Origin of the sequence: Kaistia dalseonensis (assembly GCF_030814715.1) — a bacterium.
GTDB classification, from domain to species: domain Bacteria; phylum Pseudomonadota; class Alphaproteobacteria; order Rhizobiales; family Kaistiaceae; genus Kaistia; species Kaistia dalseonensis.
In genome coordinates this window covers 594,637-607,155 of record NZ_JAUSVO010000003.1, presented here as the reverse complement: position 1 = coordinate 607,155, position 12,519 = coordinate 594,637, and the positions used below count along the sequence as shown (strand labels likewise).

General features: G+C 64.5%; 14 protein-coding genes. 10 read left to right on the top strand and 4 right to left on the bottom strand.

What is annotated here, in order from left to right:
* Window positions 1–13 precede the first annotated feature (13 nt).
* The 5 genes from QO014_RS13350 to QO014_RS13330 are packed head-to-tail and all read left to right on the top strand — an operon-like array spanning window position 14 to window position 5,042.
* On the top strand, window positions 14–976 hold the full coding sequence (locus QO014_RS13350) for a mannonate dehydratase (RefSeq protein WP_266349189.1): 963 nt from the start codon (window positions 14–16) through the stop codon (window positions 974–976).
* Window positions 977–986: 10 nt separating this feature from the next.
* On the top strand, window positions 987–1,817 hold the full coding sequence (locus tag QO014_RS13345) for an NAD-dependent epimerase/dehydratase family protein (protein ID WP_266349188.1): 831 nt from the start codon (window positions 987–989) through the stop codon (window positions 1,815–1,817).
* 45 nt (window positions 1,818–1,862) lie between these two features.
* Window positions 1,863–3,074 carry a D-mannonate dehydratase ManD gene (gene manD / locus QO014_RS13340; RefSeq protein ID WP_266349187.1) on the top strand — a complete coding sequence of 404 codons (1,212 nt, stop codon included), beginning with the start codon at window positions 1,863–1,865 and terminating at the stop codon, window positions 3,072–3,074.
* A 26-nt stretch (window positions 3,075–3,100) separates the two neighbouring features.
* Complete coding sequence (locus QO014_RS13335; RefSeq protein WP_266349186.1) at window positions 3,101–3,847, top strand: ribonuclease activity regulator RraA; 747 nt, start codon at window positions 3,101–3,103, stop codon at window positions 3,845–3,847.
* Between the two features lie 43 nt (window positions 3,848–3,890).
* Window positions 3,891–5,042, top strand: coding sequence for a mandelate racemase/muconate lactonizing enzyme family protein (locus QO014_RS13330; RefSeq protein ID WP_266349185.1), 1,152 nt, complete (start codon window positions 3,891–3,893; stop codon window positions 5,040–5,042).
* Window positions 5,043–5,069: 27 nt separating this feature from the next.
* Here QO014_RS13330 and QO014_RS13325 read toward each other — a convergent pair whose 3' ends face one another.
* From QO014_RS13325 to QO014_RS13315, 3 genes are read right to left on the bottom strand one after another with little or no spacing between them, the layout of a single operon-like run.
* Complete coding sequence (locus QO014_RS13325; RefSeq protein WP_266349184.1) at window positions 5,070–6,293, bottom strand: SAM-dependent methyltransferase; 1,224 nt, start codon at window positions 6,291–6,293, stop codon at window positions 5,070–5,072.
* 6 nt (window positions 6,294–6,299) lie between these two features.
* Window positions 6,300–7,091, bottom strand: a complete 792-nt coding sequence (locus QO014_RS13320; protein WP_266349183.1) for a DUF1365 domain-containing protein — start codon at window positions 7,089–7,091, stop codon at window positions 6,300–6,302.
* Entirely contained in the window at window positions 7,088–8,434 is a 1,347-nt protein-coding gene (locus QO014_RS13315; RefSeq protein WP_266349328.1) for an NAD(P)/FAD-dependent oxidoreductase, read from the bottom strand. The genes QO014_RS13320 and QO014_RS13315 overlap by 4 nt, the downstream gene beginning before the upstream one ends.
* A gap of 186 nt (window positions 8,435–8,620) precedes the next feature.
* On the opposite strand from QO014_RS13315, the gene QO014_RS13310 reads away from it, so the two are divergent.
* From QO014_RS13310 to QO014_RS13295, 4 genes are read left to right on the top strand one after another with little or no spacing between them, the layout of a single operon-like run.
* Window positions 8,621–9,178 (top strand): sigma-70 family RNA polymerase sigma factor, encoded by a 558-nt coding sequence (locus QO014_RS13310; RefSeq protein WP_370877139.1) that lies wholly within the window; start codon window positions 8,621–8,623, stop codon window positions 9,176–9,178.
* Window positions 9,178–9,816, top strand: coding sequence for a cadmium/peroxide/UV radiation responsive anti-sigma factor ChrR (gene chrR / locus QO014_RS13305; RefSeq protein ID WP_266349181.1), 639 nt, complete (start codon window positions 9,178–9,180; stop codon window positions 9,814–9,816). Before QO014_RS13310 ends, chrR begins: the two co-directional genes overlap by 1 nt.
* Window positions 9,813–10,694 (top strand): alpha/beta hydrolase, encoded by an 882-nt coding sequence (locus QO014_RS13300; RefSeq protein WP_266349180.1) that lies wholly within the window; start codon window positions 9,813–9,815, stop codon window positions 10,692–10,694. The genes chrR and QO014_RS13300 overlap by 4 nt, the downstream gene beginning before the upstream one ends.
* On the top strand, window positions 10,691–11,509 hold the full coding sequence (locus QO014_RS13295) for a DUF1295 domain-containing protein (RefSeq protein ID WP_266349179.1): 819 nt from the start codon (window positions 10,691–10,693) through the stop codon (window positions 11,507–11,509). The genes QO014_RS13300 and QO014_RS13295 overlap by 4 nt, the downstream gene beginning before the upstream one ends.
* Here QO014_RS13295 and QO014_RS13290 read toward each other — a convergent pair.
* Window positions 11,506–11,925 carry a DUF2177 family protein gene (locus tag QO014_RS13290; protein WP_266349178.1) on the bottom strand — a complete coding sequence of 140 codons (420 nt, stop codon included), beginning with the start codon at window positions 11,923–11,925 and terminating at the stop codon, window positions 11,506–11,508. The two genes, QO014_RS13295 and QO014_RS13290, sit on opposite strands and share 4 nt — an antisense overlap.
* Window positions 11,926–12,070: 145 nt before the next feature.
* Here QO014_RS13290 and QO014_RS13285 point away from each other — a divergent pair, with 145 nt between their 5' ends.
* Entirely contained in the window at window positions 12,071–12,502 is a 432-nt protein-coding gene (locus QO014_RS13285; protein ID WP_266349177.1) for a VOC family protein, read from the top strand.
* The last annotated feature ends 17 nt before the right edge of the window (window positions 12,503–12,519 follow it).

The window sequence follows — 12,519 nt, the reverse complement described above, 5'->3', positions numbered from 1 at the left end:
GAACCTGCCCATCATGCTCGAAATTGCCGAATTCATCAGCCCGACGCCGTCGCCGGTGTGGAAGCTCGCCAGGCAGGCGGGCGTCGACCTCGCGGTCGGCGGCCTGCCGCCGGAGGACCTGCTGCAAGGCGAGGCACCGTGGGACTATGCCCCTCTCAAGCGCATGAAGGATCGCTACGAGGAGAACGGCTTCAAGCTCGTCGTGATCGAGGCGCGGCCGCCGCTCAACAAAGCGAAGCGTGGTCTGCCCGGTCGCGATGAGGAGATCGCGACGGTCTGCACGCTCATTGAGAATATGGGCAAGCTGGGGGTTCCTGTCTGGTGCTACGAGTGGATGACCGATTTCAACTGGGTCCGCACCAATCTCGCGACGCCGTCGCGCGGCGGCTCGGTGGTGACCAGCTTCAAGCTGGAGGACGTCCCGGCCGACATCACCGCCAATCCGCCGATCGATGAAGAGGCGCTCTGGACCAATCTCGAATACTTCCTGAAGAAGGTGCTGCCGGTGGCCGAGAAAGCCAGCGTCAAGATTTCGATGCACCCCGATGATCCGCCCTTGTCGCCGATCCGCGGCGTCGGCCGCATCATGCGCTCGATCGAAAATTACCAGCGCCTCATCGAGACGGTGCCGAGCCCGATGAGCACGATCACGCTCTGCCAGGGCAATTTCACGCTGATGACCGACGATCTGCCGGCCGCGATCCGCAAATTCGGCAAGAAGATCTCCTTCGTTCATTTCCGCGATGTGCGCGGCACGCCGAAAGCCTTCGAGGAGACATGGCACGACGCCGGCAAGACCGACATGCTGGCCTGCATGCGGGCCTATCGCGACATCGGCTTTGAGGGCGTGCTGCGTCCCGACCATGTGCCGACCGTCGAGGGCGACAGCAACGATCAGGCCGGCTATTCGGCCTTCGGGCGGCTCTACGCCATCGGCTACATTCGCGGCCTGCACCAGGCCGTCTACGCCTCATAGGAAGCCGGCCATGAAAATCGCCATTACCGGAGCCACCGGCAGGATCGGCGGCGCCATCACGACCGAAGCGCTGCGCCAGGGCCATAGTGTCATCGCCATCGACCGTGTTGCGCCGGCGGAGCCTGAGACGCGCGAGAACCTCCGTTTCGTGCAGGCCGACATGGGGGACTATGAAGGCCTCGTCGAAGCTTTTCGCGGCGCCGATGCCTTGATCCACATGGCGGCGATCCCGTCGCCCATGCGCGATCCCGACCACATCGTTCACAACAACAATGTGGTCGGCAGCTACAACGCGCTCCGCGCGGCCGTCGAGGTCGGCATCATGCGGATCGTGCAGGCGTCGAGCGTCAACGCGATCGGGCTATCCTTCAGCCGGGCGGCGCATTTCGACTATCTGCCGCTCGACGAGGCGCACCCCAATTACAGCGAGGAGCCCTACGGGCTGTCGAAATGGATCTGCGAGCAGCAGGCGGACATGTTCGCCCGCCGCTATGAGGGCATACGCATATCCAGCATGCGCTTTCATCTGGTGACCGACGAGCGCGCCAAGGCCGTCGAGATCTATGGCCGCGCCAGCGAGGATCTCGCCAAGCATCTCTGGGCCTACACGCTTTATGACGCCGCCTCGCGCGCCTGCCTGCTGGCGCTGGAGGCTCCCTTCACTGGGCATGAGGTGTTCTACATCGTGGCGCCCGACACGGTGATGGACGTTCCGAGCCGCGAGCTCGCAGCCCGCTTCTTTCCCGATGTTCCCATTCGCGGCGATCTCGACGGCAATCGGAGTTTCTTCTCCTCGGCGAAGGCCGAGCGAATGCTCGGCTGGCGTCACGATCCAAGCTGAGGCCAACGCCCGCCGCCGCCATTCGCATCATTCAAGGCAAGATCCATGAAAATCACGGACGTCAAAGTCATCGTCTGCTCGCCCGGACGCAATTTCGTCACCGTCAAGATCATCACCGACGAGGGCCTCTATGGCATCGGCGACGGCACGGTGAATGGACGCGAGCTCGCTGTCGTCAGCTATCTCAAGGACCATGTCGCGCCGCTCTTGATCGGGCGTGACCCGAGCCGGATCGAGGATATCTGGCAATATCTCTATCGCGGTGCCTATTGGCGGCGCGGGCCGATCACCATGGCCGCGATCTCGGCCGTCGACATGGCGCTCTGGGACATCAAGGGCAAGGCGGCCAACATGCCGCTCTACCAGCTTCTCGGCGGCGCTTCGCGCGAGAAGGTGATGGTCTATTCGCACGCGCAGGGCATGAGCATCGAAGAAGCCGTGGACGCGGTCGGCGCCAAGCGCGAGGAGGGCTATGTCGCGATCCGTGCCCAGGTCGGCATTCCCGGCCTGCCGGCGATCTACGGCACGGGCAAGAACTCCGACCAGGGCAAGGGCGGCATGGTCGACGCGCTGCCGAATGAAGAGGTGTGGTCGACCTCGAAATACATGGTCCATATTCCGAAGCTCTTCGCGCGGCTCCGCGACACTTACGGCGATGAGCTGCACCTGCTGCACGACACCCATCATCGCCTGACGCCGATCGAGGCGGCCCGTCTCGGCAAGGATCTGGAGCCGTTCCGCCTGTTCTGGCTCGAGGATCCCGTTCCGGCCGAGTTGCAGGAGGGCTACCGCCTCATCCGCCAACACACGACGCAGCCGATCGCGCTCGGCGAGGTGTTCAACACGATCTGGGACGCGAAGCTGCTGATCGAGGAACAACTGATCGACTATATCCGCGCCACGACGGTCCATGCCGGCGGCGTGACGGGCCTCCGGCGGATCTTCGACTTCGCCTCGATCTATCACGTGCGCACGGCCTGCCACGGCCCGATGGACGTCTCGCCGGTGGCGATGGGGGCCAATGTCCATATCGACCTCTGGGTGCCCAATTTCGGCATCCAGGAATTCTCCGGCTACACGCCGCTGATGCACGAGGTCTTCCCGCATTCATGGCGGCAGGATGGCGGCTATCTCCATCCCGGCGAAGCGCCCGGCCACGGGGTCGATATCGATGAGGCGCTGGCAGCCCAGTACCCCTATGAGCGCGCCTATCTGCCGGTCAACCGGCTCGAGGACGGTACGATCTGGCACTGGTGAGCCAGCGTGTCGGGAGGAGAAGAGACATGATCGAGACCAAGGATATCGTCCGGCCGCCAGCCGATCTGGTGGCGGCACTTCAGGCGCTCGGATGCGCCACGGCCTGCGCCACGCTGCACCATATGGGCGTGCGCGACACCTTCATGGAAGGACCCGTCGCCTGGACCAAGGGCCGCGCCATCGCCGGGCCGGCGCTGACGCTGCAATTCATGCCGAAGCGCGAGGACCTCTATGGCGAGGGCGAATATAACGAGCCGGAAAAGCAGCTCCACCGCCACGTCCTCTACCACACCCAACCCGGCGACATCGTCGTCGTCGATGCGCGCGGCGACATGCGGAGCGGCATCTTCGGCGAGATGATGCTGACCTATTTCAAGGGGCGCGGTGGCGCCGGTGTCGTGATCGATGGCTGCATCCGCGACTACCCGCATGCGCAGCAGATCGATCTTGGATATTGGCTGCGCGGCGTCACGCCGAACTTCCACACCCAGACCTCGCTGATGCCCTTTGCCGTGAACACGCCGATCGCCTGCGGCGGCGTCACGGTGATGCCGGGCGACATCATCGTCGCGGACGATGACGGCGCCTGCGTGGTCCCGGCCGCGCTCGGCTATCAGGTGCTCGAACATGCCGGCACTCATCACGACTGGGAGGATTTCTCGCGCGAGATGCTGCTGAAGGGCGGTTCTCTCCAGCGCTACTACCCGCTCTCCGACGCTGCGCGCCCCGAATATGAAGAATGGCGGAAGACCCATCCGCTCAAGCCTGTCTGAACGCCGCTCTTCTTCGCCCGCCCCGAAATCCGGATATCAGCCCATGAAAATCTCCGCCATCGTCGCCTATCCGGTCTGGGTCGGCACGCGCAACCAGCTGATCGTGAAGGTCGAAACCGACGAGGGCATTTTCGGATGGGGCGAAAGCGGCCTCTCGGGCCGCGAGAAGGCCGTCGTGGGTGCGATCGATCATTACCGCGAATTCCTGATCGGTCGCGACCCGCGGCGGATCGGCGCGCTGTGGCAGGAGATGTATCGCAGCCAGTATTTCGAGGGCGGCCGCGTCCTGCAGGCCGCCATCTCCGCCATCGACATCGCGCTCTACGACATCCTCGGCAAGGCGCTCGGCGTGCCGGTCTACCAGCTTCTCGGCGGCAAGCAGCGTGACCGGATCCCGACTTTTGCCACCACCTCGGCGCCGCCCGGGCCAGAGATGATCGAGCAAGCCAAGGAACTGATCGCGGCAGGCTGGACGGCGATGCGACTATCGCCGTCGGGCCATGGTCATCCGACAAACTATGAGCCGCGCGAGCATATAGCGAGTTCGGCGAAATGGTGTGTGAAGGCGCGAGAGGAACTGGGTGAGGATGTCGTGCTCGGCATCGACTATCATCACCGCCTCTCCGTCGCGGAGGCCGCCAGCTTCTGTCAGAAGATGCCGTCGGGCACGCTCGACTTCATCGAGGAGCCGATCCGCGACGAGACGCCGGAAGCCTATGAGGCGCTCCGCCGGATGGTCGATGTTCCCTTTGCGATCGGCGAGGAATTCGCCTCGAAATGGCAGTTCCTGCCCTATATCGAGCGGGATATTCACCAGTTCAATCGCATCGACGTCTGCAATGTCGGCGGCCTGACCGAGTCCATGAAGGTCGCCGGCTGGAGCGAGGCGCATTATGTCGACATGATGCCGCATAATCCGCTCGGGCCCATTTGCACGGCCGCAACGGTTCATTTTGCGGCTGCCGTCGCGAACTTCTCCTGGCTCGAGACGCGCACGTCGACGGCTGAACAACTCGGCTTCGACAATTCCGAATTCTTCCCCGTCCAGCCCCGGATCGAGAACGCCCATTATCCGGTGCCGGATTCGCCCGGCCTCGGCGTTGAAGTGAACGAGGACCTGATCAAGAAGCAGAGCTTCAAGTTCTGGGAAGCCCCGCATCTGAAGCGCAATGATGGCTCGGTGACGAACTGGTAGGGCGGCAGCGACGAACGGCGGCGATCGCTACTGCCGCCGTTCGAGCGTGAAGAGGCCGACATCGATGGAGCCGGCGCGGAAGCCGCCTTCGCAATAGGCGAGATAGTAATCCCACATCCGGCGGAATCGGGCGTCGAAGCCGAGATGCTCGATCTCGTGCCATGCCGCATGGAAGCGCACGCGCCAATCCGCCAGCGTCCGCGCGTAGCTGGCGCCGAAGCTCTCTGCATGGCCAAGCGACAGGCCCGCCGCCTCGGCCTCGCGCCGCATGATGTCGACGGTCGGCAGCATGCCGCCCGGGAAGATGTGCCGCTGTATGAAGTCGGGATTGCTGCGATAACGCTCGAAGCGCGCTGGCGCGATGGTGATGGCCTGGATCACGGCATGGCCACCCGGAGCGAGGCGCGCGCGCAGCACGTCGAAATATTGCCGCCAGTATTTTTCGCCGACAGCCTCGATCATCTCGATCGAGACGATCCGGTCGAACTGGCCGTCGCAGTCGCGATAGTCCTGCAGGCGGAGATCGGCATTCAGGCCCGCGGCGGCCAGCCGATCATTGGCATATTCGAGCTGTCGTTCGGAGAGCGACAGTCCGGTCACGGCGCAGCCATGGCGCGCGGCCAGCCGTTCGGCGACGGCGCCCCAGCCAAAGCCGATCTCGAGCACGCTCTCGCCGCCCTGGATCGCCATCAGTTCGACGATGCGGTCGAGCTTGCGAAGCTGTGCGCTTTCGAGATCGTCGCCATCGGCATAGATCGCCGAGGAATACTGCATGCTGCGGTCGAGCCAGGCTTCGTAGAAAGCATTGCCGAGATCATAGTGGAAACTGATGTTGCGCCGGCTTCCGCGGCGGCTGTTTTCGTTTGCCCCGTGCCAGAGGCGCGCCATGAAGCGTGACAGCCCGACGCCGGACCGCGCCGGCTGCAGATTGTCGAGGTTCACTGCGAGCAGTTCGATCAACGTCGGCAGGTCGGGACTGGACCATTCGCCGGCCATATGGCCCTCGGCAAACCCCATCGCGCCGCCGGTCACCACACGGCGAACGGCGCGCCAGTCGTGGAGCACGAGAATGGCTTCCGGGCCGGGGAGGGCGGTCCGCCCCTCGATGCGCTGGCCGGCGGGCGTCTCGATGATCAGTCGGCCATGACGCAGCCGGTCCAGCAGCCTGGCGATGAAGCGGCCCGATAGATCAAACAAGGGTCGACTGGTGCTGACGCCCTTGAAAATCGAATTCTGTTCGCGAACTGACATGGGCGATCACACGGCCTTTCTGTCGACAATCGTGACCGGCCAGTCCGGCGCGGCAGGACGCTTCGTGAGCTTCACGCCCTTCAGCCAGAGCTTCAGCGCCTCCCAATGGATGCCGCCGATCACCTTGAGCGTCAGGAGCGGGTGGGTCAGCGTCGCCCGAATGATGGCCCCATCGGTCAGTTCCGAGCGGCGGGCGGTCATTGCGGTCGCAATCAGTATGCCCTCGGCGTCGGAGCCGGTTATGGCGAGCGCGACGCGGTCCGTCGGCGCCGTGACGCGGAAATCATAGGTGATGTCCATGTCGATGAAGGGCGAAACATAGAGCGCCTTGCGACAGCTCTGCCGGATCGATGCACCGGGCGACGCCTGGTCCGGATCGACCGGGATCAGGTAGGAATGGCGCTGTCCGAAGGTGTTGGTCACTTCGTAGAGCATCGCCGACAGGGCGCCGGATCGATGGTGGCAGAAATAGACGCTGATCGGATTGAAGACATAGCCGAGCATGCGCGGCATGCAGAGAATGCGGATGGGACCGCCCTCTATATCGATCCCGGCCCGCTCCAGCTGGCGCTCGACCTGGGCGCGCAGCGGCTCGTCGGTTCCGGCGCCGTGATCGCGATCATGAAAGGAGATCAGGCCGAAGCGGTTATGCGCGAAGAGGCGCAGTGAAGCGTCGAGCGCGGCGATTTCGTCGAGATCCAACACCGTCCAGAAGACGCGATAGCGAAGCTTGTGCGGGCGAGGTCGCATCCGCCGATGAATGACACTGCCACTATAGAGCGCCGACGCCGTGCTCATTGCGTAGCCTCCACCCTGTCCGCATCGAGCGGCTGGACGTGGATGCGGCCGCTCTCATTGGCCACCCGCCAAGGCCGCGTGACGCCGCCGAGCTGTTCGGCGACGGCAAGGCCCGACTGCAGCCCGTCCTCGTGGAACCCCGCGCCGAAATGGGCACCGCAGAACCATGTCCGCCGCACGCCCTGGAGCGACCAGAGCGAACGCTGGGCTTCTACGGCAGCCGTATCGAGCACGGGGTGCTCGTAGAGTTCGCTATAGAGCAGCGTGCCGGCGCGTGGCGCGCGGGGCGGATTGAGCGTCACGAAGAGATTGCGGCCCTGCAGGCCCTGCAGGCGGTTCATCCAGTAGGAGACGCAGAGCGCGCCCTCCGTCTCGATATAGTTCCAGCTCGACCAGACGGATCTGCGCTTCGGCATCAGCGTCTCGTCGGAGTGGAGCACCGCGTGGTTGCGGCTATAGCGGAAGGCGCCGAGCAGGCGTCTCTCCTCCGGGTCGGGCTCGACCAGCATGGCGAGGGCCTGGTCGGCATGGGTCGCGATGACGACATGGTCGAACTGTTCGATGGCGCCGGCCCTGTCCTGAACCAGAACGCGATCAGGTAATCGCAACACTTCGGCAACGCCGTTGCCGATCCGCGCGGTGCCACCCATGAGTGCGGCGAAGCGCTCGACATAGCTCCGGCTGCCACCCTCGACTGTTCGCCAGACAGGACGGTCGCGCACCTGCAGCAGCCCATGATTGGCGCAGAAGCGGATGAAGCTCGCGGCCGGATAGTCGAGCAGATCGCGTGTTGGTGACGACCAGATCGCCGCCGCCATCGGCAGGAGGTGATCGTCCCTCAGTGCCGCGCCATAACCGTTCCGTTCCAGATAACTGCCCAGCGTCAGGCTCGGATCATCCGCCTGCGTTATCGCCGACGGCGCTTCGCGGTAGAAGCGCATCAGATCGCTGAGCATTGACCAGAAGCGCGGGCGAAGCAGGTTGCGCCACTGCGCGAAGAGGCCGGCAAGACCGGTGCCGGAATATTCCGTCGTCCCGCCCCGCAGGGAAACGGCGAACGACATGTCCGAAGCCTTGGTCGCAACACCAAGCGTCGCGAAAAGGGCGGTCAGGTTGGGATATGCGCTCTCATTATAGACGATGAAGCCGGTATCGACGGGCACGGCGCCCTCGTCCGTGCGCGCCGTCACCGTGTTGGAGTGGCCGCCGAGACGGTCATTGCGCTCATAGAGCGTGACGTCATGGCGCTGGCCGAGCAGCCAGGCGCAGGAGAGACCCGAAATACCCGATCCGATGACAGCGATCCGAAGACGCTTGCCGTTATGATTGTCGCCCTCGACCATGCCGTTCGCTTCCTGCCCGGTTCGGCGCGACCATCCTGTGGTGGACGCGGTTGCGCTCATCTAGACTGGATACGTGCCGCAGGCAGATTTGGATGACGTCTCGTGATCCAAATTCGCGACGGTGCCGTAGAAAGTTCCATGAATGGCCGGATCCAATCCTCCTCTCCTGACGCCGATGGTGCCCTGATGCTGGCGCAGCCGAGCGGCCGTCCGGATTTCGGACGCCTGATCGAGGCGGTTGCGCAGCATCGCGACCGCCAGGCCTTTGCCGAACTGTTCGCCTATTTCGCCCCGCGGCTGAAAAGCTACCTGATCCGGACTGGGGCTGCGGCCGGCACGGCGGAGGACTTTGCGCAGGAAGCCATGATGACGGTTTGGCGCAAGGCCGCCTTATTCGATCGCGAGCGGGCCGGAGCATCGACCTGGGTCTTCACCATCGCCCGAAATCTGCGCATCGATGCGGCGCGCCGCGATGGCAAGGCGCTGCGCGAACTCGATCTGAGCGAGTTGCCGAACGATCCGGCCCAGCCTGATCAGATCCTGAGCGGGATCGATGATGAAGCGCGGATCCGCGCTGCGCTCGAGGCCCTTTCGGCCGATCAGGCGCGTGTCGTCCGGCTTTCCTTTTTCCACGACAAAGCCCATGCCGAGATCGCACAAGAGCTCGGCCTGCCGCTTGGTACCGTTAAATCCCGTCTGCGGCTGGCCATGATCAAGCTGCGCGACCTGTTGAGCGAACGCTGATGACCATCCGCCACAAACCCAGCGAAGAGACGCTTCTCGCTTATGCAGCCGGCACCTTGCGGGCGCCGGAAGCGGCTGTCGTCGCGACCCATCTCGCCTTCAGCAGGAGCGGGCGGGACTGGGTGCGGACACTGCAGCGCGTCGGGGGGCAGCTGCTCGACGAATTGCCGACATCGGCGATGAGCCCGGATGCCCTGCAACGCGTCATGGCGCGCATCGACGCCGATGGTGGTGAGGCCGTGATGCCGGCGCCCCTCAATGACATGCTGGAATTGCCCGAGCCGCTGCGGCGCTACCCGCTCGGCCCCTGGCGCTGGCTCGGTCGCGGCACACGCGTGCGCTCGGTCGGCGTGCCGCGGGACGGGGATTGTCGCGTGATCCTGTTCAAGATCGATCCCGGCCGCAAGATGCCGCAGCACAGCCATGCCGGTGTCGAGCTGACCTGCGTTGTCAGCGGGTCCTATTCGGACGAGGCCGGACGCTTCGGTCCCGGCGATTTCGAGGAGGCCGATGAAGAGACCAATCATCGTCCGATCGTCGACTCGGACGTGCCGTGCATCTGTGTCGTGGCGCTCGACGGCCAGATCCGCCTGCAAGGCGTGCTCGGCCGCCTGCTGCAGCCCCTAGCCCGCCTTTGATCCCCGCGCTGCCGCTTGCCATCTTTGGCCTTCTCGGGCTCGGAGCCTTTGTCGGCGGCGCCTATGTCTTCCGGGATTCGCTTCTCCGCGCTGTGACGCCGGATGGCGGGGCGAGCCTCTCGCGGGCGATCGCTTATGGCGATGGGCCGCGCCGCACGCTCGACGTCTATGTCCCCAGGAACGCCGAGGGCGCGCCGGTCGTCGTCTTCTTTTATGGCGGCAGCTGGCAGATGGGGCGCAAGGAGCTCTATGGTTTTGTCGGCAATGCGCTCGCCGCGCGCGGGATCGTCGCCGTCCTGCCGGACTACAGGGTCTATCCTGACGTTGGATTTCCCGAATTCCTGCGCGATGGCGCTGGCGCGACGCGCTGGGCCAAGGACAATATCGCCCGCTTTGGCGGCGACCCGTCGCGAATCGTGCTGATGGGGCATTCGGCCGGAGCCTATATCGCGGCCATGCTCGCCCTCGACGGGACGTGGCTTCGAGCCGAAGGGCTGGACCCGGCCGAGGATATAGCGGCGCTGGTGGGACTGTCCGGCCCCTATGACTTCCTGCCGCTGACCGGGCCAACCTATATCGAAATATTCGGCGGGGCCGAGCGCCCCGAGACGCAGCCGGTTCATTTTGCGAATGCCGGGGCGGCGCCGGCGCTGCTGGCGACGGGCGACGAAGACACCATCGTCTCGCCGCGCAATACGGCTAGCCTCGCAAGGCGCCTGCGCGGTCACGGGCGGCCGGCGACCGAGGTCGTCTATGCGGGACGCGGCCATTTCGGCCTGATCCTGCCCTTCATTGGGCCGCTTCGTTCCCTGGCTCCGGTCGTCGACGACGTCGCCGTCTTCATTCATGCCCAGCCGATGCAGGGAGGCCAGCGATGACTGTGCCGGTGATTGGATTTGTCCTTGCGGCCATCTTTCTCACCCTTGTGATGACGGGCGCCTGGGTCGCGCAGCGCTTCACGGGCAATGCGGGCTGGTCGGACGCGTTCTGGTCATTTGGGGTCGGCGCGGCCGGTGTTGCGCTGGCGCTTCTTCCGATCGCGGATGCCGCCGAGCCGACCACGCGGCAACTCGTAGTCGCGGCGCTGATCGGGCTCTGGGCGATCCGGCTCGGCGTCCACATTGCTGCTCGCGTCGCGGACGGGCCGGAGGATGCCCGCTATGCCCGGTTCCGACAGGACTGGGGTGCGGATTACGAGCGCCGCCTGTTTCTCTTCCTGATGATACAGGCCGCAGCCGGCACGTTCCTGGTGCTCTCGGTCCTGCTCGCCGCACAAAATCCCGTTCCAGCCTTCCGCCTGCAGGACTGGCTGGCAGCGATCGTGCTCGCAATATCCGTTATCGGCGAAGGCGTGGCGGATCGGCAATTGCAGGCCTTCAAGCGCGATCCGGCCAATCATGGTCGCGTCTGCGACGTCGGCCTCTGGGGCTGGTCGCGGCATCCAAACTATTTCTTCGAATGGCTCGGCTGGTGCGCCTATCCGCTGTTCACGATCGATCTGACGGGCGGCCATGGCTTCGGCCTGCTGTCGCTGAGCGGACCGCTCTTCATGTACTGGCTCTTGGTCCACGTCTCCGGCATCCCGCCGCTGGAGGCGCATATGCTGCGCTCGCGGCCGCAAGCCTTCCGTGCCTATCAGGCCCGCGTCAGCGCCTTTTTCCCGCGCCCGTCCCGGGAGCGGGGCCAGCGCTAGGTCGTGAGCCCGATAAGGCGTGCAAGCCATGTCGTCACGAGGAAGGACAGGGCCGCCGCAGTGCCGCTGAGGAAGGTGCCCCAGGCCATGTCGATCATGGTGATCGTCGCACCCCAGTTACGCAGTGTGGCGTAATTGGTGAGATCATAGGTGCCATAGGCAAAGAGGCCGAACAGCGCGCCCCAGAGCAATGCCGTCCCGACGCTGCCACCTTTCAGCGCCGGCAGCACCGCGAAGATCAGCAGGCCCACGGCATAGAAGAGATAGAACACCACCGCCGGGGCGGCGCGAAAGCCGGTAAGCAGGATATCGCCGAGGAGCGGTCGATAGATGCGCGCGGCCATTGTCCCGAGCCAGACCGTATCGATGGCAGCGAACAGGACGAGCGTCACGACATAGGCGAGGGCATTGATCATGGCAGGGCTCCGCAACAGTTATTCGTGAAACGAACGGGCGGTGCCGTTGGATCAGGTCGAGTAACGAAACGGAGAAATGGGAAGGACGATGTCGGATCGGCTTCTCGCCATTCGTCCTTCGGCCGTTGAACAGAGGGAGCTCTCAATGTCCAAGCTGGTTTTCATCAATCTGCCGGTTGCCGATCTGACACGGGCGACGGCCTTCTATGAGGCGGTCGGCGCGCAGAAGAACCCGCAATTCAGCGATGCGACCGCATCCTGCATGGTCCTCTCCGAGACGATCTACGTCATGCTGCTCACGCATGAGAAGTTCAGCCAGTTCACGCCAAAGGCCATCGCCGATGCGAAGGCGACGAGCGAAGTGCTGATCTGCATTTCGGCCGATAGTCGCGCCGATGTCGACCTGACGTTGGACAAGGCCGGCTCGGCAGGCGGTCGCGCGGATCCGGGGCCGAAGCAGGATTTCGGCTTCATGTATGGCCGCAGCTTCGAGGACCTGGATGGCCATATCTGGGAGGTGATGTGGATGGATGTCGCCGCCGCGACGGCATCGCAGCCCGAAAAGGCCGAGGCCTGAACCATCGGCCGGCGCAA